Here is a 26,013-nt window from a genome sequence, read left to right on the forward strand (position 1 = left end):
ACGATGATGCAGCAGAGCCTCGCCTTCGAAGGTCGACCGCGCACCGACTTCCGCCGCATGGCCGTCGTCGGCTACGTGGCCATAGCGCTCTTCGTCGGCTGCTTCGGCTATTGGGCGGCGAACGCGCCGCTCTCCGGCGCGGTGATCACCTCCGGCACGATCTCGGCGACGGGCGGCAACATCCTCATCCAGCACCCCGAGGGCGGCATCATCGAGCAGTTGCTGGTGTATGAAGGCGACCGCGTGCAACAAGGCGAGCCGCTGGTCCTCCTCGACCGCACGGCGGCCGAGGCCGACCTCAACCGGCTGACCAGACAGTCGATCGCGCTCAGGGCAAGTGCCGCGCGGCTGGAGGCCGAGCGCGACGGATCGGACAGGCTGGCGCCGATCGCCGAGGCAGCGCCCGCGCCGTTCCAGAGCGATTTCGACAATCTGGTGCACGAACAACAGAAGGAGTTCGAGGCCCGGCTCGCCCGGTTCCGGTCCGAGCAGTCGATCCTGGCGCAGCGCGTCGCCATGCATCGTGAGTCGGCGCTGGGACTAGACGCGCAGAAACTGGCCATTCAGCAACAGGCCGAGATCGTAAAGAAGGAACTCGGCATCAAGACCGGCCTGCTCGACAAGGGTCTCACCAACCGCAGCGAATATTCGCAGCTTCTGCGCAGCGAGGCCGATCTGGTCGGCCAGGCCGGCGCGCTGGAGGCGGATATCGCAGCGACCAAGACGCAGATCGTCGAAGCCCAGGCGCAGGTCGAGCGCGCGACCACGCAGCGCGTCGAGGACGCGCTGACCAAGCTCGACGAGGTTCGCACCAGCCTGGCCGACATCGGCGAACAGATCACCGCAGCCGAGGCGGTGCTGGGGCGCACGACGATCAAGGCGCCGGCAGCCGGCATCGTGGTATCCTCGATCTACAACTCCAAAGGCAGCGTGATTGCGCCGGGGCAGAAGATCATGGAGATCCTGCCGACCGCGTCGGGCCTCATCGTCGACGCGAAGCTGCGGCCGAAAGACGTGGACCTGGTTCGCGTCGGCCAGCCGGCGAAGCTCAGGCTGTCCGCCCTGAACGCGCGCCTCACCCCTGAGGTCCCGGCTACGGTGACGCAAATTTCCGCCGACCGGCTGATCGATGAAACCACGCATGAGGCGTATTTCCGCGCCAGGCTGAAGATCACCGACACGCTGCCGCAGGGCGTGAAAGCCGAGCAGCTTTACCCGGGAACGCCGGTCGAGGCGTTTATCAGCACCGGCGACCGAACCTTCCTCGAATATCTGGCGCGGCCGATGCTGGACTCGTTCGCGCGGGCGTTCACGGAGCGATAGGCGCCAACTCGTCCTCCCAGTTGACGCCGCCGTAGAACACCCTGAGAATCACCACCTGGTCGCCTTCTACGGTGAAGGCCACAGTCAGGCGGCGCTCGAAGCCAACGATGCGAAGCCCCAGCCGCACATCATCCCTTTGGGTTCCGCGTTCCGAGGCATAGTCGAGACCCAGGCAAAATCGCTCGATCCGCTCGATGTAGCGAAGGGCGGTGAGGTTGCCGGATGCGTGAGCGACCGTATCGTATATCCATAACAGGTCCGTCTGGGCTTCCGGCAAAAGGACAACATGCCGGCGCTTCACACGTTCCCCTTGAGGCGAGCTGCGTGATGTGCGCGGATGCTGTCAAAAGACTTGTCGGCCGGGATGGCCTGGGAGGGGTCTGCCTTCCACCTATCATAGGTCGGCGCGACCTCCTCACGCAGCCAGCGCTCCACGGCGGCGTCGCGTTCCTGCAATGCGCGAAGACCGGCGCGGATCACTTCACTGCTGGTCGCGTATGTGCCGGACCGAACGAGCTGGTCGATGAAAGCAGCCTGCTCGGCCGGCAGGCTGAAGGTGCGTTTTTCGGTGGCGGACATGGATCCCTCCTATCAGGTTGGTATGATATTATCATACCAACGGCGAGATCGCACGCCCCAATATAGGCTTAGGGACCGCTCCCCTTGCCGTCGGCAAAGACACCGGACATTCGGTTCGGATGCCTGAGATGGGTCGGCGTGATGCCGGTCTGCTGGCGGAAGACACGGCTGAAATGGCCGGCATTGGGAAAACCGCAGCGGTAGGCGATGTCGCCGATTGCCAAGTCGCTCCCCTCCAGCAGCGACTTGGCCTGATGTACGCGCAGCGCAAGATAGGCGGCCATCGGGCCGATGCCGAGTTCGGCGCCGAACAGCCGCTCAAGCTGGCGCCGGGATAAATGCAACCGGCCCGCGATCTCGGCGACCGACAGCGTCTCCTGGAGATTGCTTTCCATCAGAAGCAGCGCCCGTTTCACCGCTCGGCTCGACGCGGCCGGAAAGAGATCGCCGACGGGCTGCACATCCAGGCTCGAGCGGATGCGGTCGAGCACGAGGATCTTGGCGGCTTTTTCCGCAGCCTTGCGGCCGATGAACTGCGACACGAAATGGCCGGCAAGGTCGGCCGCACCCGTGCCTCCGGCGCAGGTCGAGCGGCCCCTATCGACGGAAAACAGGCTGTCGGCATGGGCGTTCACATCAGGGAATTGGCTGCGGAAATCCTTGATGTGAAACCAGCTGACGGCAGCACTGTAGCCATCGAGCAGACCGTAGCGCGCGAGCACGAAGCTGCCGGTGCAGAGTGCCGTCAGCGGCACGCCCTTTTCGGCCGCCCGCAACAGGAAGGCCTCCTTTTCGGAGCTGAGGCTGCGGTTGGTGTCGAGCAGGCCACCGACCACGACGACATTGTCGAACTCCTGCGGATTGCCGATCGCCTTGGTCGGCAGCAACTCGACACCGCAACTCGCCCGGATCGGCAGGCCACGCTCGCCGACGATCTCCCAGTCGAACTCGATCCGGCGGCTGCGGTCGCCTTCATCGCCGGCCAGCCGCAGCGTGTCGATGAACAGCGACAGCGGCGACAGCGTGAAGTCGCGAACCAAGAGAAACGCAAACCGCCTGGCCATTGTTGCTCCGAAACGTTCCTTCGGGTGGATGGAAGCAAAGATGTCGCACAGGCGAGCACGCGGCGCTTTTCAGGAGAAGCCACCGGATGTCGGAGATGAGATCGACGGCCTCAGTGCGGAGCTGGAAATTCTCTGGGTTGTGTGGTGGTCATGGGATGTCGTCATCTACGCTCACACAAGACAGGCAGATGGACCAGTGGAATTGATCAGCATGGCACGGCGTGAGAAAAACCCTATCGTGTTTGTGTAACCTGCAGCACCAAAGCGGAGCCCAAGCCATGACCCTCACCAATCGCGATATCATCGAGCTGACGGCATGGCGCCGCAAGCTGCACCAAAACCCGGAAATCTCCAACGAGGAAGAACAGACCGCCAAGGAAGTCGTCAGCTTTCTCGCCGATACCGGGCCGGACAAGGTGCTGACCGGCCTCGGCGGTCATGGCGTGGCGGCGGTCTATGACAGCGGCCAGGCGGGACCGACGGTGCTGTTCCGCTCGGAGATCGATGCGCTGCCGATCGAGGAGCTTTCGGGCGTCGAGCATGCCTCACAGGTGCCGGGAAAATCGCATATGTGCGGCCATGACGGCCACACCGCGATCCTCGCCGCACTCGGCCGCCAGCTCGGACGAGAACGGCCGGCGCGCGGCCGCGTCGTCTTGATGTTCCAGCCGGCGGAGGAGACCGGCAATGGTGCCGCCGGCGTCGTCGCCGATCCACGCTTTGGCGAGATCGCGCCGGACTTCGCCTTCTCGCTGCACAATCTGCCGGGCGTGCCGTTCGGCGAGGTGCGGCTCAAGCCCGGCGTCGTCAACTGCGCCTCGCGCGGCATCCGCATCGTGCTGGAGGGCAAGACCGCGCATTCCTCCATGCCCGAAACCGGCGTGTCGCCGATGCCGGCGATCAGCCAGCTGATGCCGGCGCTTCCGGCACTGGGGCGCGGCACTTTCGCCGATGACGATTTCAGCATGGTGACCGTCACCCATGCGACCATGGGCGAGGCCGTGTTCGGCATCGCGCCCGGACATGCGGAGGTGTGGGCGACGCTGCGCACAAGGCGCGACGAGCGCATGGCGGAGCTGGTCGCAGCTGCGGAAGCCCTGGCTGCCAGGATCGCGGGCGAGCACCACCTTTCCGTGCGCTGCGACTATCACGAGATCTTCGTCGCCAGCGTCAATGCGCCGGATGCGGTGGAGCATCTCAACCGCGCACTCGACGAGGAAGGTGTCGCGCGCAGCGAAGAGGCCCTGCCGATGCGCGCCTCGGAAGACTTCGGCATCTTCGGCCACAAGGCGAAGTCGGCGATGTTCTTCCTCGGCGCGGGCGAGCGCACCCCGTCATTGCACAATCCCGATTATGATTTTCCCGACGATCTGATCCCGATCGGTTCGAAAATCTTCATGCGCACGGCGCGCAACCTGCTGGGGTGAGCGGCCCTGCAAAATCCGCATCCTGAAGCTGCCTTTTTCCCGCTGGAATCGTCTTGTAGTCGCGTCCTACATTAGGAGGGGCTTGCGGATGAGAATTGCAATGGTCGTCGCGTTGACCGCGACGGTGGCAGGGTGCGTATCGTCTCCAGTCCAGTATGGAGCCTCGCTCTCGACCCAAGACCCGAAATGGGCGACGCCGGAATGCCAGCAGGCCCGCACGGATGCCTTGAACTACGACCGGCGCGAGAAGGAGCATCCGGGATGGGCCGCCGGCGTCGTGCTGGGGCCCTACAGCATGGGTCTCGTGGCGGCGATCAAGGAGCATGAGCAGCAGCAGCGAAGGCTGTTGGCGCGCCAGATGCATCTGCAGTGCTCGAGCCTGCCGCTGCCGAAGGATTTGGACTTCGATCCGCAAATCTACGCACCAAAGCCGGGGAAATATCCGTAGGGCTGGGATTGGTTTGCACAGGGACCATAGCGGAGGCTTGCGCCCTACGAATACCCCCACCCTCAATCCCTCCCAACAAGGGGGAGGGAGACTAGGTTGGCGCTGATTTCCGCAAAACCGTCTAAGTCGACTTAAAAAAGGGCTGGGCGTGCGGCAGCGTTCCCTCCGCCTTGTGAGGGTCCGAAGGACGGGCGAAACCCTGGCTCGCCCCGGCAAGTTAGAGTGGGGGTCCTCTTCGTAAAAGCTCATATGCGATAGCCCTTGCCCCGAGGCATTGGCATTGCCAGCTCTGTATGAAGCGCTCCTCCGCTCTCCCCACCAGCTTTGCGCCTTGACCCACCGAGGGCTCTCCCTGGAACCAAATCCAAGCCTAAACTGTTCAAGTTGGCTACGACGCCGACGAGCCCTGCCGGTTGGGTGAGCGGCGCACTTGAGGAGCTCCCATCATGACCATCTCGTCCAGCTTTCGTTCGCTCGCGGTTGCGGCCATCGCCACTGTTGCCGTTAGCAGCGCCGCGCATGCCGATAGCGGCACGATCCGCTTTGCCGTTTACAAGGCGGCCTTCTTCGTCGGCGGTTCCGGTGGCGAGGGCACGCTGACCTTCCATGGCCGCAGTTACCCCATCACGATCGGCGGCGTCTCGGGCGGCTTCGCTTTCGGCGTTTCCAAGACCTACTTCAAGGGCACCGTGCGCCATATCCGCAGGGTGCGGGATGCGACCGGGGTTTATGGCGCGGCGGGTGGTGGCGGGGCGCTCGGCAAGGGGGCGCAGGTGATCGTCATGACCAATGACAAGGGCGCCACGCTCGAGCTTACGGGCCGGCAGGTGGGGCTGCAGGTGAATGCGGATTTGAGCGGGTTGGCGATTTCGTTGAAGTAAGGGGCGCTCCCTCGCGTTCTCGGTGGGGTAAGCTCGTCTGGGGCGATGATAATCGCCTATGGCTGCGCCAGCCCCCTCATCCGGCCGCTTCGCGGCCACCTTCTCCCCGCTGGGGAGAAGAGGCTGGCGTTGACGCTGGCGCCCTCCTCTCCCCTCGGGGAGAGGTCGGATTGCCCCGAATTGCCCTTCGCAATTCGGTTGGCAATCCGGGTGAGGGGGAACTTGCTCCCGTGCGCTTGGCCTGAACCTTGGATGGGGAAGCTTCGCCCAATGCAGCGTCGGGCGCCAGCCCCTACCGCTCCTCCACAATCCGCAAATACGCCGCCGTCACGAAAAGCACGATCAGCCCGAACAATATCCGCCTCGCCCCCTCCGGCATCTGCAGGATTGTCAGCAGTGTCGTCAGCACGGTCAGGATCAGGGCGCCGATGATGGTGCCGGTGTAGCCGCCGCGGCCGCCGAAGATGGAGGTGCCGCCGATGACGGCGGCGGCGACCGAGGGCAGCACCAGCGGTTCGGCGAGCGACAGCGAAGGCGCCTTGATCAGGCCGATATAGAGCAGGCCGGTGATGCCGGCGAGCACGCTGGAGGTGACGTAAAGCGCGGTGATGACCTGCCAGTATTGCACGCCCGACAGGCGGGTCGCGCGCTCATTGTCGCCGACGGCGTAGAGCAGGCGGCCGAAGCCGGTGCGGGCGAGCGTGAAGACGATGAGGGCGGCGAGCGGCACGAACAAAAGCAGCGCGTTGGGGAAGCCCCATGTCACGCCGGTGCCGAGCCAAGCCAGGAAGTCGGGGATTTTTGCGCCCGACGCGATCACCGTGCGCTGGTAGACCTGCAGGCAGCCGGTGCCGATCAGGCTGGTGCCCAGCGTCATGATCAGCGGGTGGACGCGGAAGACGCCGACGCCGATGCCGTTAACGAGGCCGATCAGCACCGCCGGCATCATCGCCAGGAGGAACGCCACCGCCGGGTCCTGGTTGACCACTTGCGTCGCCATGATGAAGGCGCTCATCGTTGCCACCGTGCCGACCGACAGGTCGATGCCGCCGGTCAGCATGGTCATGGTCTGGCATCCCGCCAGGATCGCCAGCGGTATGGCGAATTTGACGGTGTTGGCGATCCAGCGCTCGTTGACGATGCCGGGGCGCAGGATCTGCAGGATTATAACCAGGATGGCGAGCAGGACGATCAGCGGGATGAGCGGGCGATCGGCCATGAAGCGCTTTATGCGGCGGCCGAAGGGGACCGGGGTGATGGCGGTGGTGCTCATGGGGCGGCTCTTGCTCGCGATGAGGTTTGCAAGGTGCGGCAAGTTGGCGAGGACAGTGCTCTACGGCGCCCCCCTCTGGCCTGCCGGCCATCTCCCCCACTTGTGGGGAGATTGGCAGCTTTAGCGCCTCGCTCATTCTTGCAAGGTTGGAGATTGGCGAAGGTCGTCGCGACATCCGATCTCCCCCCTCGTGGGGGAGATGTCCGGCAGGACAGAGGGGGGCGCGAAGGAACGCCGACGTCTCTCTGCGACAGCACACCCATCATTGCCGCCCCCGCATCGTGATAAACGCCCCGAACATCACCACCGCCACCATGATCAGCCCCTCGATAATAGCCGTGACATTCGGGTCGATAGCGAGCAGCGTCAAATCCGTGCGCACCAGGCGCAACACGAAGACGGCGACGATCGGGCCGAGCAGGCCGCCCTTGCCGCCGCCGAGCGCGACGCCGCCCAGCACCACGGCGGCGACGCTGGCGAGCAGATAGGGGCCGGGGATGGGGGCGCCGATGCCGGTGCTCATGGTCAGCGCCAGGCCGCCAAAGGCGGCGAACAGGCCGGACAGCGCATAGGCGATGATGCGAGTGCGCTTGACCGGCACGCCGGAGCGGAACGCCGCCAGTTCGCTGGAGCCGATGGCGTAGATGGAGAGGCCGAGGCGCGAGCGCCGCAGCGGTATCCAGATGACGCAGAGGCACACGATCAGCACCAGCAGCGCCTTGGGCAGCCAGGCGTCTATGGTGTCGGGCAGGCCGGGGATCGGCACGGTGCCGGAGATCAGCGCCTTCAGCCATTCGGCGATGCCGCCGCCCGGCGCATCGAGCACCAATAGCGCTGCCCCCTGCAGCACGAACAGCATGGCCAGTGTGACGACAATGTCGGGCACGCGGGTGACGACGATGAGCAGGCCGTTGAGCGCGCCGAGCACGAAACCCATGGCGAGCACGAAGGGCACCACGAACAGCGCGTATTCCTCGCTCGCGCCATTCATCATCGACGCCGCGGTGACGCTGGTCAGCGCCATCATGGCGGCGACCGACAGATCGATGCCGCCGGCGATGACGACCACCGTCTGCGCGGCGACTGCGAAGGCATAGGGCAGAACGGCGCGGGCGAGCGAGCCGAAATCATTGCTGCCATAGGCCGGCTGGATGATCCTGGTGGCGATGAACAGGACGATGAGCAGGGCGAACAGGCCGACGACCCAGCCTTGGCGGCGCAGGAAATGGCTCATGGCGCGGCCTCCGGCGAAGCCGAAGTGTTCGCGGTCGGATCAGCCAATATGCCGATATCGGCCTTGGCGCCGCGCGGCAGGCCGTAGGCGGCGCGCATCAGCGCAGGCTCGTCGGCCTCCTCGACCGGAAAAATGTCGACGAGGCGGCCGCCGAAGATGACGATGACGCGGTCGCAGACGCGCTGCACCTCTTCGAGTTCCGAGGTGTAGAACAGCACCGACTTGCCGTTGCCGGCGAGTTCGCGCAGCAGCTTGTAGATCTCCTGCTTGGTGCCGACATCGATGCCGCGCGTCGGGTCGAAGCACAGGATGGTGCGGGCATCCGCCGCGATCCAGCGGGCGATGGTCACCTTCTGCTGGTTGCCGCCGGACAGGCGCTGCACCTCGCCTTGCGCGCGGGTGTCGATCTGCAGCCGCTCGATGGCGCTGAGCACCGTGGCGCGCTCACGTCGCATGTTGATCGGGCCCCAGTTGCGCAAGGCAGCGCTGAAGGGCAGGGCGATGTTTTCACGCACCGAGCGCTGCATGGCGAGCGCTTCCGAGCGGTCGCCCGGCACATAGGCAATGCCGGCGCGGATGGCGCCGATCGGATGCGAGAATTTCACCGGCTGGCCATCGACTTCGATCGCGCCGCCGGAGGGCCGGATCGAGCCGGCAAGGGCGGCGAACAACTCGTCCTGGCCCTGGCCTTCGAGCGCGACGACGCCGGCGACTTCGCCGTCGGCGAGATCGAAGGAGACATCGCTGAGCTTGGCTCCGACGCGGAGATTGCGCACCGAAATGCGCGGCCGGGCAGCTGCGGGCGCGGCCTTCTCGGCGGCACTGCGGGCGGCGACATGGGTTTTGACGATGCGGGTGCCGAGCATCAGCTCGACGATCTTTTCTTCCACGCCCGGCACGATGTCGACGACGCCGACGGTCTCGCCGTCCCGCAGCACGGTGGCGCGGTCGCACAGCGCCGAGATTTCGACGAAGCGGTGCGAGATGAAGATCACGGCGCGGCCGGCATCGCCCTGGCGGCGCACCACTTCCAGCACCCTTTCGGCAAGGTTGGCGGGCAGGGCCGCCGTCATCTCGTCAAGCAGCAGCACGTCGGGCTCGACGGCGAGCGCCCGCGCAAGGTCGAGCACGCGCAGCACGGCGAGCGGGATGTCGCGCGCGGTGTCGCGCAGATCGAGGTCGGTGATGCCGAGCTCGCGCACCCAGGCGCGGAACGGCTCGACCGGCGTGCCGGTGAGCCTGAGGTTGGAGAGAACGTCGAGATCGGGGATCAGCGACGGCTCCTGGTAGACAGGCAGCAGCCCGGCGCGGCGCGCGGCGGCCGGCGAGCGAATGTCGCGCGCTTCGCCGCGGATCAGGATGTGGCCGGCGTTCGCCGGAATGGCGCCGGTCAGGATCTTCACCAGCGTCGACTTGCCGGCGCCGTTGGCGCCCATCAGCGCGTGGACCTCGCCCGGCAGCACGGAGAGCGACGCGTTGCGAAGCGCTGCAACCGCGCCGTAGTTCTTGGCGACGCCGGTGGCGTCGAGGAGGGGGCTGGTGGTCAAATGGTTTGTTGTCAAAATTGACGGTTCCAGAAACTAATGTCGGCGCTCTACGGCGCCCCCCTCTGTCCTGCCGGACATCTCCCCCACTTGGGGGGAGATTGGCAGTTCCGGCGCCGCCCCTCGTCTTGCGACGTAGAAAATTAGCGAAAGCCGAGATGACAGCCAATCTCCCCACCTGTGGGGGAGATGTCCGGCAGGACAGAGGGGGCGCCGTAGAGCGCTAGTCTGTGTGACGAGGACGGCCGTTCGCCGTCCTCGCCAGTTCATTCAAACCAGGCTTACTCCCCCGGCCCCTTGCAGGCCACGATCTGGTCCTTCGTGTAGGTCGTCCACTCCGGGATCGAGATCGAGACCGGCCATTCCGGGCTCAGCGACGGGTCGGCGGCTGCCTTCAGCTTGGCCTTGCCTTCGTCGGTGGCGTTGTCCCACAGCTGCGGGTCGACCAGCACTGTCTGCTGCGCCGGCTTCTTGCCATCGAGGATCTGCAGCGCCAGCGTCACGCCCGCGCCGCCGATCGAGCCGGGGTTGGTGACGGCTGCACCGACGAGACCTTTCACCGAGCTCAGCTGGCCGACGAAGCCGGCATTGTCGGCGCCGACCACCGGCACCAGCGGCGCCTGCGATTCGACCAGCGCGTCGACGATGACGTTGTCGATGCCCGACGTCCACACGCCGTTGAACGGCGTGCCGGTGGCCAGGAACGACAGCATCTGCTGCTTGGCCTGATCCTGCTGCCAGCCGGTGAAGACTTCCTGCGCCACCTTCACGCCGGGGTTTTCGGCCAGCGCCTTCTTGAAGCCTTTGTCGCGATCGCTATCGGCCGAGGCGCCGGCGGCGCCGCGCATGTAGAACACTTCGCCCTTGCCGCCCATCTGCTGGAACAGCCATTTGGCGCCGAGATAGGCATACTGTTCCTGGTTGTTGGAGATGATGTAGGCCGACGGTTCGGTCACCGCCTGGTCGACGGCAACGACGACGATGCCGGCCTTGGTGGCTTCTTCCAGGCCCGCCTTGATGCCGGCGGGATCAGCGGGGTTGACGACGATGGCGTCGACCTTGGCGCTGATCAGATTGCGGATGTCTTCGAGCTGGCCGGCGGCATCGGTGTTGCGGTGGGCGATGTTGAGCTTCGTCACTTCGCCCGAAGCCAGCGCCTGCGCCTTCATGGCGCAGACCATTTCCTCGCGCCAGCCATTGCCCTGCACGGTGTTGGAAATGCCGATCGTATATTTGGCTTCGGCCGACGACACGCCCATCGATGCCAGCAAGGCAGCGCCCGCAAGCAACGGGACCATGGTCAGTATTTTCTTCATCTCAGTACTCCTCCACATTGTTGTTTTTCGTCTCAGGGCCAGACCCTTCGGCAGGATCAGACCAAGTCATTCACCTCGTCATTTGACGAAGGGGCGCAGCACGTCGCGGGCGAGCAGAAAGCCCCGCTTCACCGCATCGTCGCTGCCTTCGAACCGCCTGTCCTCATGTTCGATGATGACCGAGCCGTCATAGCCGGCGCGGTAAAGGCCGGAGAAGAAGCCGCTCCAGTCGACATCGCCCAATCCCGGCATGCGCGGCACCTGCCAGCCTATCCCGGCGGAAAGGATTCCGCGCTCATACAAACCATCATGATCGATCATCAAATCCTTGGCGTGGACATGCAGCATGTAGGGGCCGAACTCCCGGATGAAACGGCCCTGGTCGATCATTTGCCAGACCAGGTGCGAGGGGTCGAAATTCATGCCGACCTCGCCGCCCCAGGCCTCGAGGATGCGCCGCCAGATGCAGGGCGAATAGGCGATGTTGTGCCCGCCCGGCCACTCGTCATAACTGAAGATCATCGGGCAGTTCTCGAAGGCGAGTTTTACCCCGTGATCGCGCGCATAGGCGACGGTCTCGGGCCAGACTTTCAGCGCGTCCTGCCAGTTGACGTCGACGGTCTTCGAGGCATCGCCACCGCAGAAGGTGTTGACCACCGGCACGCCCATATTGGCGGCCAGCACGATGACCTTCTTCAGATGGCCGATGACGGCCTCGCGATGGGCGGGGTCCGGATGCAACGGGTTGGGATAGTAGCCGAGGCCGGAGACCGTCAGCTTCTTCTCCGTCAGCGAAGCGACGATCTCCTTGGCCTGCGCCGCCGAGGTGGAAGCGGCATCGATATGGCTGGTGCCGGCATAGCGCCGCGTCGCGCCGGAGGTCTTCGGCCAGCAGGCGATTTCCAGCGCCTCGAAGCCGGCCGAGTGCGCCCAGCCGGCGACCTCGCCAAGCGGCGTCTCCGCAAACGGTGCTGTAAGCACTCCAAGTTTCATTCTGCCTCCCTAGACCCGACGACTATAATGCCGATTGTTTGGATCGCTTCAACCTCGCGACCTCATCTTGTTCAAGACTGTGCCGGACAGCCGCCATCGGATCGTCCGACAGCAGGTCGCCCAGCGCCGATGTGACGGCCGCGCGGAACGTATCGTCGGCGGCAAGGCCGGGGTCGAATATCCCGTCGATGGCAAGGATGGCGGACACCAGCGCGCTGGCATCGTGACCGGTCGCATCGGCGATCGCGGCGACCTTGCCGGCATAGGGGTCCGACACCGGCCAGCGTCTTTCAAAGCGATCCGAGGCCCGGATCAGATAGGCCATCCAGCCGGCGACCGGCACCGATAGCAGGCCTATGCTCTGGCCCATTGCGAGCCGGTCGCGGATCGGGTTGAGCAGGCGCTGGACGATCTTCTGCGAACCGTCGGTTGCGACCTGGTGGTTGCGGTGGCGGATCGCGGTGTTCTTCAGCCGGGCAAGACTCTGCTCGACATAGGCAAGCGGCAGGATGCCCGGCACCGGCATCAGCGTCGGCACAGTCTCTTCGACCAGCATGCGCCGGATGAAGTCCGACAGCAGCGGGTCGGCCATGGCATCCGATGTGTGCTCGAGACCAGCCAGAACGCCGAGCGTGGCGAGTGCCGTCTGGGCGCCATTCAGCACCCGCATCTTGAGATGCTCAAACGGCGTGACGTCGTCGACGAAGGTGGCGCCGACCAGATCCCAGCGCGGCATGCGGCCGGCGAATTTTTCCTCGATCACCCACTGCCGGAACGGCTCACCGACAGCGACGGCGGCATCGTGGTAGCCGAACCATTGCTCGACACTGTCGAGGTCATCTTGCGTTACCGCCGGCGCGATGCGGTCGACCATTGACGAAGGGAAGGCGGAATTGGCTGCGATCCATGCGGCCAAGCCATTGCCGCGCTGCCTGGCGAAGGTCTGCACGACATTGGCTAGGATAACGCCATTGGCCGGAATGTTGTCGCAGGACAGCAGTGTCAGCGGCCGCCCATTTGTGGCCCTGCGCTGCTCCAGCGCCCGCACCAGCAGGCCGGGGACGCTGCGAGGCGTCTCGGGGTTGGCGAGGTCGTGGACGATATCGGGATGGCCAAGGTCGAGTTCGCCGCTGGACGGGACGTGGCAATAGCCTTTTTCGGTCACCGTCATCGTCACCAGCTCGATATCGGGTGAGATCAGCACACCCAGCGCCGGTGCGGCACTCTCCTGGCTGTCGACCACCCGGACGATGCTGCCGATCACACGTGCCTCGATATGGCTGTTCTCGCGGATCAGCCTTGTGTACAGCCCGCCCTGCCGTCCCAGCGTGTCGGCAAGGCTGGGCGGACGGATGTTGATGCCGACGATGCCCCAGCGGTCGAAGCGCAGCGAGATGAGATCGTCGGTGTATTCGGCCTGGTGGCAGCGGTGGAAGGCGCCGACGCCGAGATGCGCCATCCCTGCGGCAAGCACGGTGCGATCGTAGGACGGTGTCTGCACCGATGCCGGCAAGCGATCGAGCAGCGCCGGCCCAAGCGTTTCGGTGGAAGCGCTCACCGGTTCGCCCCGATCACCGCCTGCTCCTGGTCGATGACCGCGCCGGTCATCGGGCCGGCCGCGTCGGACAGCAGGAAGACGGCGAGGCTGGCGATGTCGTCCGGCGTCAGCAGCCGGCCGAAAGGCTGCGCGGCATTGGCCTTGTCGAGCCAGCCGGGGCCGTTGCCCAATGTCTCCGCCTGCATGATGCGTTCGGCCGGCGTGTCGGTCCAGCCGACATTGATGCCGTTGACGCGGATGCGATCGAAACGGTGGGCGTTGGCGGCGTTCCTGGTCAGCGTCGCCAGCGCGCCCTTGGTGGCGGAATAGACGGCGAGTTCCGGCGAACCGCAATGGGCGTTGATCGACAGGATGTTGAGAATGGCGCCGCCCTGTCCGCGCTGCTTCATGTCGGCAATCGCCGCCTGCATCAGGAAGAACGGCGCGCGCGTGTTGACGGCAAACAGCGCCGCCCAATCGTCGAGGCTGGCGTCGAGGAAAGAGGCGCGATCGGTCAGGCCGGCGGCGTTGACCAGCGCATCGATGCGGCCGAAGCGCTCGATGCAGGCCTGCGCCAGAAGGGTGGGGGCGTCAGCATCGGCAAGGTCGGCGGTGACGAAGATGGTCGGCGTGCCCAATTGCGAAAGCTCGGCCGCCACGGCCTCGCCACGCGCCCTCTCGCGCCCGGTGACCAACAGCCCGGCGGCACCGGAACGCGCCAGCGTCTCGGCAATGGCGCGGCCAATGCCTTGCGTCGACCCGGTGACCAGAGCCACCTTGCCGTCAAGCCGGATCTCCATTCCTCCTCCCGGGAATAAAGTTTCTATTTTGAGAAATATGGAACGACAATTCCCGATAGTCAATTGGACCAGTGATGCCTCATTCGCCGCGCCGCGCCGCCACGCCATGGACCAGCGCCATCCCAACGGCGAGCGAGGCCGCCAGTGAGCGGAAGCCGGCAAAGTCGGATTCCACCACTTCCAGCCAGCTGTCCGAGAGCGGGATCAGCGGGCTGAAGGTGCTGTCGGTGACGGTGACGATACGCGCCTTGCGCTCATGCGCCACCGCGACGAGATCGGGCGTGATCGAATTGTAGGGGCTAAACGAGACAGCGAGCACGGCATCCCGGCCGCTGATGCAGCCGATCTGGTCGAGTGCGGAGGAGCCGACATTGTCGACCAGCACATTGCGCACGCCCTGCTGCGACAGTGTCAGGGAGAGATAGGCGGTGACGGGAAAGGCGCGCTTGGAGCCGATGACATAGATCAGCTCGGCGGCCGCCAGCAGCGCCACCATCTTGTCGAAACTCGCGACATCGAAGCCCGCCTCGATGCGGCCAAGCGAGGCCTGCGACGCGCCGACCATGCCGTGCAGGAAATGCAGATTGGGCTCGGTCTCGGTGCGCGGTTCGCCGCGCCCTTCCGGCCATGAGCCCTTGATGTGCTCCTTGAACAGGCCCTGGAAATCGGAAAAGCCAGAATAGCCGAAGATCTGGGCAAAGCGCACCAGCGTCGAGGGCTGCACGCCGGCCTGTGCCGCAACCTGCGCGATGGTGCCGAGCGCGACGTCGCTCGGATGCTGCCACAGGAAGATTGCCACCTGGCGCAGCCGCTTGGGGAAATGCACCGTGCCCGACGACAGCACCGCGCGCAGCTCCTCATAGGTCTGCGGCTGGATGTAGCCAAGCGCGGCCAGCGAGCGCCCGCGCTTGCGCGTCGCCGCCTCGTCGGTGCTGGACCGTCCGGATGCCTTGCTTGCCCCACTCATGATTTCAGGCTAGCGCGACACGATCGTTTTACAATATGAAAATTGGAAATCATGTTCGAAAGCGGTCTGCCGGGAGGAGCTTGAAAATGGTCTACGCAACATCGGACGGGTCGGCCGGCAAGCGGCTGCGGGTCGGCATGGTCGGCGGCGGCCGCAACGCTTTCATCGGCGCGGTGCATCGGCTCGCCATGCGCCTCGACGACCAGATCGTGCTGGTCGCCGGCGCGCTGTCGTCGGACCCGGAAAACGCCGCCGCATCGGCCGCCGAGATCGGCATCGCGCCGGATCGCAGCTATGCCGACTATCGCGAGATGGCGCGAACCGAAGCAGCGCGGCCGGACGGCATCGAGGCGGTGGTCATCGTCACGCCCAACCATCTGCACGCGCCGATCGCCACGGCCTTTCTCGAGGCCGGCATCGACGTGATCTGCGACAAGCCGCTGTCGACGACGCTGGCCGATGCAGAGGCACTGGTGGCGCTGGCGCGGGAGAAAAAGCGTCGCTTCGTCGTCACGCTCAACAACACCGGCTACGCCATGGTCCGCCAGGCGCGCGAGATGGTGGCGGCGGGCGCGCTTGGCCGCATGGTGTCCGTGCATGGCGCCTACATCCAGGACTGGCTGACCAAGCCGATCGACGCCGAGGGCCAGAAGCAGGCGGAGTGGCGCACCGATCCGGCGCGCGCCGGGCAGTCGGCGGTGCTGGCCGACATCGGCGTGCATGCCTTCAACCTGGCAAGCTATATCTCCGGCTGTGAGGCCGAGGCGGTGTCGGCGGATCTGTTCACTGCCGTGCCGGGACGCCGGCTCGACGACAATGCGCATGTGCTGGTGCGCTGGACCGGCGGGGCGCGCGGCACGATCCTCGCCAGCCAGACCTCGCCCGGCCACTACAATGATCTCTCGGTGCGCATCTATGGCGACAAAGCCGGGCTCGAATGGTCGGGTGGCCGGCCGGAGGAATTGCGCTTCTCCATCTACGGCGAGGAGACCCGCACGCTGGTGCGCGGCGGCCATGGCTCGACGACGGAAAGCCAACGCGTGTCGCGCATGCCGGCGGCGCATCCGGAAGGCTATATCGAGGCCTTCGCCAATTTCTACCGCGACGCCGCCGATATCATTCGCGCCCATCGCTCTGGTGGGGTGGTGGATGCGGCGCGCGCAGCGCAGGTGCCCGATGTGGTGGAGGGCGCGCGCGGGGTGAAGTTTGTTGCGGCGGCGGTGGAGTCGAATGCAGCGGGTGGGGCTTGGACGGCGGCAAGGTTTGGGTGAGGACGGGAGCTGCCGTGGTTCAGCGGTAGAAGCAATCACCTGGGGGACTGGCGCTGCCCTAAGGGATTGACCTGCCGAAGGCGCTACCGCCGCCGCAGCAGACCTGGCAGCGGCGGGGCGCCAAGTACTCTTCGGTCGCTTTACTGGGCAAAACGCTGCTATGCATGTGTTAATCTTGTCAGAGCATCGGCCCAGCCGTATTCGGTAACAATGCGCAACTTGTCTCTCTTCCTTGCTGCCAGCCTCGGCTGCCTCGTTCTCTCGGCGGTTTCCTTCGGCGCTCCGCAAGGCCTGCTCGTTACCCTGTTCCCGGACAGCAATGCAGCGAAGGTGGCGCAGTGCAGAAGCCTACTCAAAATCCGTTTCGACACGGGCGAATGGCCGGACAAGGGCGCGGCTGACTACATGCGCTATGACGAGTGCTACTATCTGATCTGTGGCGGAACCAAACCGAGCGCTTGAGGGTTTGGCGAGCTATCCCTTGATCGCCGAGCCGACGATGGAATCGACGAAGAAGCGCTGCAGGAAGACGAACAGGATGAGCGGCGGCAGCACGGCGAGCGTGGCGCCGGCCATCACCAGGCCGGTGTTGACCGCACCCCTGTTGTAGCTGAGCAAGCGGCTCAAGCTGATGACGATCGGATAGGCGTCGGTATTGCCCTGCAGCACGGTCAGCGGCCAGAGATAGCTGTTCCAGTGGTAGACGAAGGCGAAGAGGGCCAGAGCCGCGATTGCGGGAGCGACGCTCGGCGCCACGATCTTGTAGAGGATCAAGAACTCCGAGGCGCCGTCCATGCGCGCGGCGTCGATCAGGTCGTCGGGCACGCCGGAGATGAACTGGCGCATCAGGAAGATGCCGAAGGCGTTGGCGAGATTGGGCACGATGATGCCGGCGAGGCTGGCGTTGAGGCCGATCGAGCCGACCAGGCGATAGAGCGGGATCAACGTCACGATCGGCGGCAGGAACATGGTGGCGATCAGCACAGAAAACAGCAGCGACTTGGCGGGGAAGTGGTATTTGGCGAATGCGTAGCCGGCCATCATGCTGGTCAGCAGGATGCCGGCGGTGGTGATCGAGGCGATGACCAGAGAATTCCACATCGAGCGGCCGACATTGACGACGCCCGACACCTTCTCATAGGCGTCGAGGCTCGGCGTAAGGGGGATCCATACCGGCGGCACCTGCATGCTCTCGGCCGGCGTCTTGAGACTCGATAGCGCCATCCAGACCAGCGGGAAGGCCGAGGCAACGGCGACCAGCAGCATCAGCGTCGCCAGCAGCGCCTTGCGGCCCGACGGGCGCCGGCGCGACAGCCGGCTCGACGATCCCGCGCTCATTCGTCGTTCTTCCGGTTGGCGAAGGCAAACAGCGCGCAGACGACGACAATCAGCGAAAGCATCAACATCACCGCCATGGCCGAACCCAACCCGCCCTGCGCGCGTTCGATGCCGACGCGGCGGATGTGGTAGGTCAGGACGTTGGTCGAGCCGGCCGGCCCGCCCTGTGTGATCAGCGCCACCGGCTCGAACACCTGCACGGCGTTAATGATGGCGATGACGGCGCTGAACAGAAGCGTGCGCCGCATCAGCGGCAGCGTGATGAAGCGGAACTGCTCGAAGCGGTTGGCGCCGTCGAGCTTCGCCGCCTCGTAGAGGCTGCCTTGGATTTGCGTCAGCCCGGCGATGGCCAGCACGGTGAAATAACCGACCTGCTGCCAGACATTGAGGAAGACGATCGAGACCAGCGCCGAGCGCGGCGACGACAGGAAGGGCTGTGGTCCCATGCCGATCAGGTCGAGCATCTGGTTGAGCGGCCCTTCGCTCGGCGAATAAAGCTTCGACCAGACCAGCGCCACCGCGATCATCGGCACCATGTAGGTGGCAAACAGCACCGTGCGCAGCGCCGTGCCGCCGGGCACATCCTGCTGGTAGACCATCAGGCCGAAGGCCACCGACAGAGGCAGGATGAGGACGACGGAGAGCGCGGTGTAGACGGCTGTGTTCGTGAGCGCGGCCTTGAAGTCGCGGCCGATCGAGGTGGCCCCGAAAATCTCGCGGAAATTGTCGAGGCCGACGAAGCTGGCGCTGGAAAACGGCGTCTGCGTCGACCAGTCCTGGAACGACAGCCAGACGGTGAGCAGCATCGGCAACAGGATGAAGATGCCGATCAGCGTCACGGCGGGCGCCAGCATGATGCCCGCCGAGGCACGGTACCTCTGAATCATTATTTGGCGGCGCGCTCCAGGATCGAAATGGCGTCGGCCTGCGCCGTCGCCTGCGCATCCTTGGCTGAGACCTGGCCATACTGCAACGCCTCGAGCGTCTGCTGCAGCGATTCCGAGAATTCCTGGCCGCCGGGCACGACAGGGAACGGCTTGGCATCGGTGAGCACGCTGACATAGCCGGAGAGGAATTCCGAGCCGAGCTTGTCTTTGTGCGCCTCGATGTCGGAGAGGCGTGAGGGCAGGATGCCCATCGACATGAGGATATCCGACATCGCGGAAGCACCGTTCTTGCCGGACTTTGGATTGTTCAGCCAGGCGAGGAAGTCCCACGCCGCCTTCTGCTCGGCGGCACCTGCATTGGCGTTGACCACGGTCATCCAGGAGTAGGATATCGAATGCGGCTTGTCGCCGCTCGGACCGACGGGAATCGGCGCCGTCGCAATGTCGGCGAACTTGTCGCCCATGCCGGCCTTCAGCGCGCTCTCCCACCAATTGGCCATGATGATCATGCCGGTCTTGCCGGAGACGAAATTGTCGAGGAAGGGGCCGGTGGTGTTGGCGTCGGCTGTCGCCATCGAAGGCACGCTGGCGCCCGACTTGATCAGGTCTTCATAGAGCTGGAAAGTCTCGGTGGCCTGCGGGCTGTCCAGCACCGGCTTGCCGTCCTTGACCAGGTCGCCGCCATTGGAGACCAGCAGCGAGGCGAAGGGATGAACGACACCGGCGGCCCATGAATTGATCATGCCGAAGCCTTGCTGTCCCGCATCCTTGTTGGTCAGCTTCTTGGCCGCATCCTTGAACTCGTCCCAGGTCTTGGGTGGCGCCGCGATGCCGGCCTGCTTGAACAGCGCCTTGTTATAGTTCAGCGCATAGACGTCGATTTCGTTGGGGATGCCGTAGAGCGTGCCGCCGACCGAGGCGGCGCTGGTGACGCCCGCCGGCCAGGCGGCCTTGACCTCGCTGGCCACCGCATCGGGAGCGGGCGCGACCAGCTTGTCGCGCGCCAGTTCCGGCAACCAGAGATCGTAAATGCCGCCGATCGTCGGACCGTCCGCGCCGCCGCCTTGCGAGCGCAGCGTGGTCAGGAGGTCGCCGAAGGGGACGGCACGCACGGTGACGCTGACATCCGGATTGGTCTTGGCATAATCCTTGGCCGCCGCTTCCAGCAGCGCCACCGTCTCCGGCGACCAGTGGGTGAGATAGGAGATGTTGACCGACTGCGCCCAGGCCGTGGCGGGCAGGATGGCGAGGCCTGCGGCCAGTGCCAGTTTCGACGTCCAGGCAAACGACATTCCTCATCCTCCCTATTGGTTCGCATGAGGTTATGACAAGTCAGCGCGGCGACGCAAGGGCTTGCTGGCGAAAAAGTCTCACATGGTACGGTCACAGATTTCTTTGCGGCGCTGGAATGTGGGTATTTGTCGTTACGTAACAAACAGTTGCGGGTACTGCAATGTCGTGAGCGGGCCAACGCCGCCATTCCTGAGGCGCAGCAGACCTCTTGCGAATACCGCTATGTCGTTATAATGACTTTTGCCGAACCAATGACTTCTCACGGCACGGAAACGCCGCGGGACGCCAAGGACAGAGAACAATGGGAGACTGGCAATGAGCATGCTTTCACTTCACCGGCGCGCAGCACTTGGGCTGATCGGCGGCCTTGCCGCCGCCTGCGCCGGCGTCTTCGCCTCATTGCCGGCGCGAGCCGCCGACAGCACGGTGACGCTGTGGAGCTGGCGCACCGAGGACGAGGCCGCGATGCGCCGCATCTTCGATGCCTTCGAGGTGAAGAATCCCGGCATCAAGGTCGCCATCCAGTTCACGCCCGATGCCGACTACCAGAACCGGCTGAGCACGGCGCTGCGCGGCGGGCGCGGGCCTGACATCGCCCAGCTCAAGGCCTATGGCGAATTGCAGCCCTTCGTCGAGGCGGGCTATCTCGACGCGCTGGACGACAGCGTGCCGGAGCTGAAGAACATGGAGGACGCAGCGCTTGGCGGCGCGCGCGGCCGCAGCGACGGCAAGCTCTACGGCGTGCCCTACTCGGTGCCGATGATGGGCGTCTTCTACAACCAGGATATCTTCGCCGCCCAGGGCATCGAGATCCCCAAGACCTACAAGGATTTCACCGCCGAATGCGAGAAGCTGAAGGCGGCCGGCATCACCCCGATCGCCACCGGTGGCGCCAACGGCTCGGCCTGGGAACTGGAGATCGCCGTCGGCGTGGTCGGCCCGACCATCTATGGTCCTGATTTCTACGACGAGATGATGAGCGGCAAGGCGACCTTCCAGGATCCGCGCTATGTGGCGGCGCTGAAGCGCTTCGCCGAGCTGAAGCCGTATTTCCCCGACGGCTTCGCCGGCATCGACTACACCACCGCCACGCAGCAGTTCATCGGCGGCAAGGCGGCGATGTTCCTCGGCGGTTCGTTCGAGAACGGCAGCTTCAAGGCGCAGAACCCGAAGCTGAAGTTCTCGATCTTCCCGTTCCCCGCGGACGATGCCGGGGCAAAACTCTACACCTCGGCCTTCTCCGACGGCTCCTATGGCCTGGTCTCCGAGAGCCAGAACAAGGAAGCCGCGACCAAGGTGCTGGGCTTCATGGCTTCGGCAGAGTTCGCGCAGATGTTCGCCGACGAGCTCGGCTGGCCGCCGGCCCGCACGGATGTGAGGGTGAAGGATCCAGTGCTGGCCTCGATGATGGAGATGGCGAAGAATTCGACGCCGTATCTGACGCTGGTCGGCTTCCGCTGGCAGTCGCCGACGGCGTCTTCGATGCTGCAGTCGGAGATCATCGACATGGTCGAAGGCAACATCGCGCCGGAGAAGCTGGCGGCCGACATGCAGGCCGCGGTCGCCACCTGGTTCAAGCCGAAGCAGTAGGCGCGGCCGGTCGCAAAAGCGGCCGGCCTCTCACGGACCAGAAAAGCGCATGAGCACCCTTCGCCGCACCAGCAGCCTTCGCCGCACGCAGCAGCGCATGGCCGTGCTGTTCATCCTGCCGGCGCTGGCAGTCTATGCGCTGTTCGTCCTCTATCCCCTGGGGATGTCGCTGTGGGGCAGCTTCTTCGTCTGGAAGGGGCTGCGCATGGTCGAGTTCGCCGGCCTGTCGAATTTCTCAAGGCTGTTCGCTTTCCCGAGCGGCGCGCGGATCTACGGCGCGCTGTGGCACAACACCGCCTGGTTCTTCGGCATCATGGTCTTCCAAAATGGCCTCGGCCTGTTGTTTGCCTGGCTGCTGTTCCTGCGCGACAAGGGTGCGGCCTTCTTCCAGTCGGTGTTCTTCTTTCCGGCGGTGCTGAGCCCGGTCATCGTCGGCGCGCTGTGGCGGTTGCTTTTGGCACCGGGCGGCGTCGTCGAATGGGCGCTGAACGGGCTTGGCCTGCACCAGGGCAGCCTGACCGTGCTCGGCAACAGCCACACCGCGCTCGCCATGCTGATCGCCGTCGATGCCTGGAACTGGATGGGCCTGCCGGTGCTGATCTACACGGCAGGTCTGCGGCAGATTTCCGGCCAGATTTTCGAGGCGGCAAAACTTGACGGCGCCGGCAATGCGCGCATGCTGTTCTCGATCGCGCTGCCGCTGCTGATGCCGGCGCTGGGCACGCTGACGACGCTGTCGTTCATCAACACCTTCAACCAGTTCGACATCGTCTATGTCACGCAGGGCGTGCAGGGCAATCCGAGCTATTCGACCGACACGCTGGTGACCTACTTCTACCGGCTGGCCTTCGGCGCGGAAGGCGCTGTCGGCATCACCGATATCGGTCTGGCGCTGGCGCTCGGCACCGTGCTGTTTTTGATCCTCAGCATCGGCACGCTCATGATGCTGCGCTTCTTCGACCGCCGCACGGTGCAGCTATGAGCGCGCTGGCGATTGCGCAGAGGCCAGACATCTCTCGGCAGCTGGCGCGGCTGCCCGGCTGGACGGTGCTGGTCGTTTGGACGGCGGCTGTGCTGTTGCCGCTCTACATCCTTGTCGTCTCCTGTTTCAAGACCACGGCCGAGATCTACGACAACAGGCTCGGCCTGCCGCAAAGCTTTGCCTTCGACAATTTCATCAACGCCTGGACGCGCGCCGATCTCGGCCAGAATTTCATCAACAGCCTGATCGTCACGGGCGGCGCCGTCATCCTCACCATCGTCGTCTCGGCGATGGCCGCCTATCCGCTCAGCCGCTACAAGCTTGGCTGGAATGCCATCATGCTCGGCCTGTTCCTGTCCGGCATCATGCTGCCCATCCGGTTGGCCTCGGTCGAACTGTTCACGCTGATGCGCAATCTCGGCCTGCTGGATTCGCTGACCGGGCTGATCCTGGTCTATTCGGCGATCCGCATTCCCTTCGCCGTCTTCATCTTCGCCAATTTCATGCGCGTCTTGCCCTCCGAGTTGGACGAGGCCGCGCGCATGGACGGCGCCGGCGAGGTCCGCATCCTGTTCCAGATCATCCTGCCGATGGTCAAGCCGGCGGTGTCGATCGTGGCCATCTTCACCGCGATCGCGGTGTGGAACGATTTCTTCTTCCCGCTGATCTTCATCTTCGACGACCGCTACAAGACGGTGCCGCTGGCGATCAGCATCTTCGTCGGCCAGTTCCGCACCGACTGGGGCCTGGTGTTCGCCTCGCTGGCGATATCCATGGCGCCCATCCTGATCATGTATTGTCTGCTGGCGCGCCAGATTCGCGAAGGCGTGGGCACCGGAGGAGGCATGAAATGATCGAAGACAGAATTTATGCGGCGAAATCCATCCTGGTGGTCGGCGCGCACGCCTTCGATGCCGAGGTGATGGCCGGGCCGCTGGCGGCCGCTGCCGTCAAGCGCGGCGCCACGGTGACCTTCCTGCATCTGACCATGGGTGAGCAGGGCCATCCGTACCTGGTTCCCGCGCATTATTGCGTGCAGAAGGAAGAGGAAGCGGGCAGCGCGGCGGAGCGGCTCGGCGTCACCATGCGTGGCTTTGGCCTGCGCGACGGCTTCCTGCCCACAGACGATCAGACGGCGCTCGAAGTGGGCGACATCATTCGCGAGCTGAAACCCGAGATCGTCATCACCCATTGGCATGGCAGTTGGCACAAGGACCATCGCGCCGCCGCCCATTTGACGAAGACCGGTATCTTCTTCGCCGGACTGCCGACCGTTGCCAGCGACCATCCGGCGCACACGCCGCAACTGCTGCTGTTCGGCGAGAACTGGGAGGACGATGACGGCTTCCGGCCCGAGCATCTCGTCGATGTCAGCGACGGGTTCGAGGCCTGGCGCGACGCGGTCATGGAGTATGAGCTGGCGCGCGGCCTGAGCAGCTTCCCCTATGTCGACTATTACAGTTCGCTCTACCGGCTGCGCGGCTGCCTGCGCGGCACGCGCCATGCGCAGGCCTTCGCGGCGGCGTCGCATTCGTGGAATGCCGGCAGCGGTCTGTTCTCGCTCCCCTTCGGCAAAGGGTCGGGTCGATGACGCGGGTACTCGCCATCGATCTCGGCGCCACCAATTTGCGCGCTGCCGTATCTACGGGCGATGTCGGTGCGTTGGAGGCGCTGGGCAGCGAGCCGGCGCCGGCAACCCTTGATGCCTTCATTGCGCGCATCGACGCGCTGTGCACTGAGGCCGGGTCGGTCTCAGCGCTTGGCATCGCGGTGCCGGGTCTGGTCGAGGGCTCAATCTGCCGCTGGATCCCCAACTTGCCGTTCCTCGACGGCGTCGATATCCAGCCGCTGTTTCCCAAAGTGCGCGTAGCGCTCGGCAATGACGCACAGATCGCGCTGCTGGGAGAGGCTGTCGAAGGCAGTGCGAAAAACATGCCGGATGCGATCCTGCTCGCCATCGGCACCGGTATCGGTTCGGCGGTGCTGGCCAATGGCCGCATCGTTGCCGGCGCGCATGGCGGCGCCTGCTCGTTCGGCTGGGCCTGCGCCGACGTGAGGGATCATGGTGAAGAGCGCAGCGGCTGGCTGGAGCGCGTTGCGTCGGGCCGGGCGCTCGATGCCCTTGCCGGCCAGATCGGCCTTGCCGACGGCCGCCAACTGATCGCCGCTGCCCAGGCCGGCGAGCTGGCTGCACTCACCTTGCTTGAACTGCCGGCGCGACAGCTCGGCACCGCGCTGGCAGGCGCTGTCGCGCTGCTCGATCCGCAAGCGGTGCTGATTTCGGGTGGTTTGGCGGAGGCGCTGGATGTGATCCGGCCGCCGCTGCTTGCGGCGCTGCGACGTCAACTGCCGCCACATCTGCGCGGCATCGACGTCAAGGCTGGAAAGTTCGGTCCCCGCGCCGGTCTGGTCGGCGCGGCGCTGGCCGGCGCCGTTGGGCAAGGGTGGAGGCAGGTGCGATGAGCGAAGCAAGCTTTCAGCAACCGGACCGCAGACGGCCGGAGCCGCTCTGGTACCAGGTCGAAGAGGCGATCCGAGCCATCGTCAAGAGCGGCGAATGGGCAACGGGCGACCAGATCCCGGCGGAGGACAGGCTGTGCGCCCTGTTCGGCGTCAGCCGCATCACGCTGCGCCACGCCTTGCGCAATCTCGAGGAGGCAGGACTGCTCAGGCGCGAACATGGCCGCGGCACGTTCGTGCGCTCGACCACGCTGGTCGCCGGCACGCGCGAGCTGACCAGCTTTACCCAGGAGATGGGCAATATGGGCGTGGTCGCGGGCTCGCGCCTGCTCGACTGCAGCCTGACCACCGCCAATGCGGCGGCTGCCGGCGCGCTGGAGATCGAGGAGGGCGATCCGGTGGTGCGCATTCGCAGGCTGCGGCTCGGCAACAACGAGCCGATCGGCATCCAGACGGCGCAGCTGTCGGCGGTGCGCGTGCCGGGCTTCCTCGATGCCGGCCTGCTGCAGGGCTCGCTCTACGAGGCGCTGGAGCGCCATTACGGCATCGTGCCGGTGGCCGCGCGGGAGAACTACCGGGTCGGCGCGGTCGGCGCGGCGGACGCCGAACTGCTCGACCTCGCTGTCGGCAGCCCGGCCTTCGTCGTCGAACGCATCACCACCGACGAGCGCGGCCCGTTCGAATTCACCGTCTCGATCATGCGCGGCGACCGCTACGAAATCCGCTCGACGCTGCGCGCCGGACGCGTGCCGCTGAACCCGAGAAGCTGATCCATTCCAGACCGACACAGCAAACAGGAGTACCCA

General features: G+C 65.2%; 26 protein-coding genes. 12 read left to right on the forward strand and 14 right to left on the reverse strand.

Annotation, left to right across the window (positions count from 1 at the left end):
* Positions 1-3: 3 nt before the first annotated feature.
* Positions 4-1,323: an HlyD family type I secretion periplasmic adaptor subunit gene (locus NKJ75_RS00760; protein WP_352499036.1), complete on the forward strand. Its 1,320-nt coding sequence runs from the start codon at positions 4-6 to the stop codon at positions 1,321-1,323.
* Here NKJ75_RS00760 and NKJ75_RS00765 read toward each other — a convergent pair.
* The 3 genes from NKJ75_RS00765 to NKJ75_RS00775 form a co-directional block, all read right to left on the reverse strand.
* Positions 1,310-1,624: a type II toxin-antitoxin system RelE/ParE family toxin gene (locus NKJ75_RS00765; protein ID WP_352499037.1), complete on the reverse strand. Its 315-nt coding sequence runs from the start codon at positions 1,622-1,624 to the stop codon at positions 1,310-1,312. The genes NKJ75_RS00760 and NKJ75_RS00765 overlap by 14 nt on opposite strands.
* On the reverse strand, positions 1,621-1,902 hold the full coding sequence (locus tag NKJ75_RS00770; RefSeq protein WP_023669694.1) for a type II toxin-antitoxin system ParD family antitoxin: 282 nt from the start codon (positions 1,900-1,902) through the stop codon (positions 1,621-1,623). Before NKJ75_RS00770 ends, NKJ75_RS00765 begins: the two co-directional genes overlap by 4 nt.
* Before the next feature lie 68 nt (positions 1,903-1,970).
* Positions 1,971-2,966 carry a GlxA family transcriptional regulator gene (locus NKJ75_RS00775; RefSeq protein WP_352499038.1) on the reverse strand — a complete coding sequence of 332 codons (996 nt, stop codon included), beginning with the start codon at positions 2,964-2,966 and terminating at the stop codon, positions 1,971-1,973.
* 278 nt (positions 2,967-3,244) lie between these two features.
* On the opposite strand from NKJ75_RS00775, the gene NKJ75_RS00780 reads away from it, so the two are divergent.
* From NKJ75_RS00780 to NKJ75_RS00790, 3 genes are all read left to right on the forward strand, one after another.
* A complete protein-coding gene (locus NKJ75_RS00780) occupies positions 3,245-4,393 on the forward strand; it encodes an amidohydrolase (RefSeq protein WP_352499039.1) in 1,149 nt (382 codons plus the stop codon).
* An 88-nt stretch (positions 4,394-4,481) separates the two neighbouring features.
* Entirely contained in the window at positions 4,482-4,841 is a 360-nt protein-coding gene (locus NKJ75_RS00785; RefSeq protein WP_023826351.1) for a protein kinase family protein, read from the forward strand.
* Between the two features lie 446 nt (positions 4,842-5,287).
* Positions 5,288-5,722, forward strand: a complete 435-nt coding sequence (locus NKJ75_RS00790) for a lipid-binding SYLF domain-containing protein (protein WP_023744110.1) — start codon at positions 5,288-5,290, stop codon at positions 5,720-5,722.
* Positions 5,723-6,014: 292 nt separating this feature from the next.
* Here the strand turns inward: NKJ75_RS00790 and NKJ75_RS00795 are convergent, their stop codons facing one another.
* The 8 genes from NKJ75_RS00795 to NKJ75_RS00830 all read right to left on the reverse strand — a co-directional run bounded on the left by NKJ75_RS00795 (position 6,015) and on the right by NKJ75_RS00830 (position 15,386).
* The gene (locus tag NKJ75_RS00795; protein ID WP_352499040.1) at positions 6,015-6,995 is read right to left on the reverse strand and encodes an ABC transporter permease; all 981 of its coding nucleotides are present in this window, start codon (positions 6,993-6,995) and stop codon (positions 6,015-6,017) included.
* Between the two features lie 262 nt (positions 6,996-7,257).
* Positions 7,258-8,229, reverse strand: a complete 972-nt coding sequence (locus NKJ75_RS00800) for an ABC transporter permease (RefSeq protein ID WP_352499041.1) — start codon at positions 8,227-8,229, stop codon at positions 7,258-7,260.
* Positions 8,226-9,776 carry a sugar ABC transporter ATP-binding protein gene (locus tag NKJ75_RS00805; protein ID WP_352499042.1) on the reverse strand — a complete coding sequence of 517 codons (1,551 nt, stop codon included), beginning with the start codon at positions 9,774-9,776 and terminating at the stop codon, positions 8,226-8,228. Before NKJ75_RS00805 ends, NKJ75_RS00800 begins: the two co-directional genes overlap by 4 nt.
* 278 nt (positions 9,777-10,054) lie before the next feature.
* A complete protein-coding gene (locus tag NKJ75_RS00810) occupies positions 10,055-11,089 on the reverse strand; it encodes an ABC transporter substrate-binding protein (protein WP_023683115.1) in 1,035 nt (344 codons plus the stop codon).
* A 78-nt stretch (positions 11,090-11,167) separates the two neighbouring features.
* On the reverse strand, positions 11,168-12,082 hold the full coding sequence (locus NKJ75_RS00815) for a sugar phosphate isomerase/epimerase family protein (protein WP_023671055.1): 915 nt from the start codon (positions 12,080-12,082) through the stop codon (positions 11,168-11,170).
* Between the two features lie 22 nt (positions 12,083-12,104).
* On the reverse strand, positions 12,105-13,640 hold the full coding sequence (locus NKJ75_RS00820; RefSeq protein ID WP_023817200.1) for a mannitol dehydrogenase family protein: 1,536 nt from the start codon (positions 13,638-13,640) through the stop codon (positions 12,105-12,107).
* Positions 13,637-14,419, reverse strand: a complete 783-nt coding sequence (locus tag NKJ75_RS00825; RefSeq protein ID WP_023704171.1) for an SDR family oxidoreductase — start codon at positions 14,417-14,419, stop codon at positions 13,637-13,639. Before NKJ75_RS00825 ends, NKJ75_RS00820 begins: the two co-directional genes overlap by 4 nt.
* Positions 14,420-14,498: 79 nt before the next feature.
* Entirely contained in the window at positions 14,499-15,386 is an 888-nt protein-coding gene (locus tag NKJ75_RS00830) for a MurR/RpiR family transcriptional regulator (RefSeq protein WP_023704170.1), read from the reverse strand.
* Between the two features lie 86 nt (positions 15,387-15,472).
* On the opposite strand from NKJ75_RS00830, the gene NKJ75_RS00835 reads away from it, so the two are divergent.
* Both NKJ75_RS00835 and NKJ75_RS00840 read left to right on the forward strand, forming a co-directional pair.
* Positions 15,473-16,657: a Gfo/Idh/MocA family protein gene (locus NKJ75_RS00835; RefSeq protein ID WP_023704169.1), complete on the forward strand. Its 1,185-nt coding sequence runs from the start codon at positions 15,473-15,475 to the stop codon at positions 16,655-16,657.
* A gap of 210 nt (positions 16,658-16,867) precedes the next feature.
* A complete protein-coding gene (locus NKJ75_RS00840; protein WP_023817201.1) occupies positions 16,868-17,119 on the forward strand; it encodes a hypothetical protein in 252 nt (83 codons plus the stop codon).
* Between the two features lie 12 nt (positions 17,120-17,131).
* Here the strand turns inward: NKJ75_RS00840 and NKJ75_RS00845 are convergent, their stop codons facing one another.
* From NKJ75_RS00845 to NKJ75_RS00855, 3 genes are read right to left on the reverse strand one after another with little or no spacing between them, the layout of a single operon-like run.
* On the reverse strand, positions 17,132-17,995 hold the full coding sequence (locus tag NKJ75_RS00845; RefSeq protein ID WP_023817202.1) for a carbohydrate ABC transporter permease: 864 nt from the start codon (positions 17,993-17,995) through the stop codon (positions 17,132-17,134).
* Positions 17,992-18,882: a carbohydrate ABC transporter permease gene (locus NKJ75_RS00850; protein ID WP_023817203.1), complete on the reverse strand. Its 891-nt coding sequence runs from the start codon at positions 18,880-18,882 to the stop codon at positions 17,992-17,994. The genes NKJ75_RS00845 and NKJ75_RS00850 overlap by 4 nt, the downstream gene beginning before the upstream one ends.
* Positions 18,882-20,174, reverse strand: a complete 1,293-nt coding sequence (locus tag NKJ75_RS00855; protein ID WP_023817204.1) for an ABC transporter substrate-binding protein — start codon at positions 20,172-20,174, stop codon at positions 18,882-18,884. Before NKJ75_RS00855 ends, NKJ75_RS00850 begins: the two co-directional genes overlap by 1 nt.
* 316 nt (positions 20,175-20,490) lie before the next feature.
* Between NKJ75_RS00855 and NKJ75_RS00860 the strand changes: the two genes are divergently transcribed.
* Genes NKJ75_RS00860 through NKJ75_RS00885 form a run of 6 tightly spaced genes read left to right on the forward strand, consistent with a single transcriptional unit; the run spans position 20,491 to position 25,977 of the window.
* On the forward strand, positions 20,491-21,765 hold the full coding sequence (locus NKJ75_RS00860) for an extracellular solute-binding protein (RefSeq protein WP_352499043.1): 1,275 nt from the start codon (positions 20,491-20,493) through the stop codon (positions 21,763-21,765).
* Positions 21,766-21,814: 49 nt separating this feature from the next.
* Positions 21,815-22,747: a carbohydrate ABC transporter permease gene (locus tag NKJ75_RS00865; RefSeq protein ID WP_031192920.1), complete on the forward strand. Its 933-nt coding sequence runs from the start codon at positions 21,815-21,817 to the stop codon at positions 22,745-22,747.
* Positions 22,744-23,601, forward strand: coding sequence for a carbohydrate ABC transporter permease (locus tag NKJ75_RS00870; protein WP_023691908.1), 858 nt, complete (start codon positions 22,744-22,746; stop codon positions 23,599-23,601). The genes NKJ75_RS00865 and NKJ75_RS00870 overlap by 4 nt, the downstream gene beginning before the upstream one ends.
* A complete protein-coding gene (locus tag NKJ75_RS00875; protein WP_031195993.1) occupies positions 23,598-24,338 on the forward strand; it encodes a PIG-L deacetylase family protein in 741 nt (246 codons plus the stop codon). The genes NKJ75_RS00870 and NKJ75_RS00875 overlap by 4 nt, the downstream gene beginning before the upstream one ends.
* A complete protein-coding gene (locus tag NKJ75_RS00880; protein WP_023691907.1) occupies positions 24,335-25,210 on the forward strand; it encodes an ROK family protein in 876 nt (291 codons plus the stop codon). The genes NKJ75_RS00875 and NKJ75_RS00880 overlap by 4 nt, the downstream gene beginning before the upstream one ends.
* Complete coding sequence (locus tag NKJ75_RS00885; RefSeq protein WP_023683130.1) at positions 25,207-25,977, forward strand: GntR family transcriptional regulator; 771 nt, start codon at positions 25,207-25,209, stop codon at positions 25,975-25,977. Before NKJ75_RS00880 ends, NKJ75_RS00885 begins: the two co-directional genes overlap by 4 nt.
* Positions 25,978-26,013: the final 36 nt, after the last annotated feature.

This window comes from Mesorhizobium sp. M0058, assembly GCF_040323095.1.
Taxonomy (GTDB): Bacteria; Pseudomonadota; Alphaproteobacteria; order Rhizobiales; family Rhizobiaceae; genus Mesorhizobium.

Excerpts from the sequence above, each read along its gene's own strand:
- NKJ75_RS00760 (WP_352499036.1), top strand. The coding sequence starts at position 4 with ATGATGCAGCAGAGCCTCGCCTTCGAAGGTCGACCGCGCACCGACTTC.
- NKJ75_RS00770 (WP_023669694.1), bottom strand. The coding sequence starts at position 1,902 with ATGTCCGCCACCGAAAAACGCACCTTCAGCCTGCCGGCCGAGCAGGCT.
- NKJ75_RS00775 (WP_352499038.1), bottom strand. The coding sequence starts at position 2,966 with ATGGCCAGGCGGTTTGCGTTTCTCTTGGTTCGCGACTTCACGCTGTCG.
- NKJ75_RS00780 (WP_352499039.1), top strand. The coding sequence starts at position 3,245 with ATGACCCTCACCAATCGCGATATCATCGAGCTGACGGCATGGCGCCGC.
- NKJ75_RS00785 (WP_023826351.1), top strand. The coding sequence starts at position 4,482 with ATGAGAATTGCAATGGTCGTCGCGTTGACCGCGACGGTGGCAGGGTGC.
- NKJ75_RS00790 (WP_023744110.1), top strand. The coding sequence starts at position 5,288 with ATGACCATCTCGTCCAGCTTTCGTTCGCTCGCGGTTGCGGCCATCGCC.
- NKJ75_RS00795 (WP_352499040.1), bottom strand. The coding sequence starts at position 6,995 with ATGAGCACCACCGCCATCACCCCGGTCCCCTTCGGCCGCCGCATAAAG.
- NKJ75_RS00800 (WP_352499041.1), bottom strand. The coding sequence starts at position 8,229 with ATGAGCCATTTCCTGCGCCGCCAAGGCTGGGTCGTCGGCCTGTTCGCC.
- NKJ75_RS00810 (WP_023683115.1), bottom strand. The coding sequence starts at position 11,089 with ATGAAGAAAATACTGACCATGGTCCCGTTGCTTGCGGGCGCTGCCTTG.
- NKJ75_RS00815 (WP_023671055.1), bottom strand. The coding sequence starts at position 12,082 with ATGAAACTTGGAGTGCTTACAGCACCGTTTGCGGAGACGCCGCTTGGC.
- NKJ75_RS00825 (WP_023704171.1), bottom strand. The coding sequence starts at position 14,419 with ATGGAGATCCGGCTTGACGGCAAGGTGGCTCTGGTCACCGGGTCGACG.
- NKJ75_RS00830 (WP_023704170.1), bottom strand. The coding sequence starts at position 15,386 with ATGAGTGGGGCAAGCAAGGCATCCGGACGGTCCAGCACCGACGAGGCG.
- NKJ75_RS00835 (WP_023704169.1), top strand. The coding sequence starts at position 15,473 with ATGGTCTACGCAACATCGGACGGGTCGGCCGGCAAGCGGCTGCGGGTC.
- NKJ75_RS00840 (WP_023817201.1), top strand. The coding sequence starts at position 16,868 with ATGCGCAACTTGTCTCTCTTCCTTGCTGCCAGCCTCGGCTGCCTCGTT.
- NKJ75_RS00845 (WP_023817202.1), bottom strand. The coding sequence starts at position 17,995 with ATGAGCGCGGGATCGTCGAGCCGGCTGTCGCGCCGGCGCCCGTCGGGC.
- NKJ75_RS00850 (WP_023817203.1), bottom strand. The coding sequence starts at position 18,882 with ATGATTCAGAGGTACCGTGCCTCGGCGGGCATCATGCTGGCGCCCGCC.
- NKJ75_RS00855 (WP_023817204.1), bottom strand. The coding sequence starts at position 20,174 with ATGTCGTTTGCCTGGACGTCGAAACTGGCACTGGCCGCAGGCCTCGCC.
- NKJ75_RS00860 (WP_352499043.1), top strand. The coding sequence starts at position 20,491 with ATGAGCATGCTTTCACTTCACCGGCGCGCAGCACTTGGGCTGATCGGC.
- NKJ75_RS00865 (WP_031192920.1), top strand. The coding sequence starts at position 21,815 with ATGAGCACCCTTCGCCGCACCAGCAGCCTTCGCCGCACGCAGCAGCGC.
- NKJ75_RS00870 (WP_023691908.1), top strand. The coding sequence starts at position 22,744 with ATGAGCGCGCTGGCGATTGCGCAGAGGCCAGACATCTCTCGGCAGCTG.
- NKJ75_RS00875 (WP_031195993.1), top strand. The coding sequence starts at position 23,598 with ATGATCGAAGACAGAATTTATGCGGCGAAATCCATCCTGGTGGTCGGC.
- NKJ75_RS00880 (WP_023691907.1), top strand. The coding sequence starts at position 24,335 with ATGACGCGGGTACTCGCCATCGATCTCGGCGCCACCAATTTGCGCGCT.
- NKJ75_RS00885 (WP_023683130.1), top strand. The coding sequence starts at position 25,207 with ATGAGCGAAGCAAGCTTTCAGCAACCGGACCGCAGACGGCCGGAGCCG.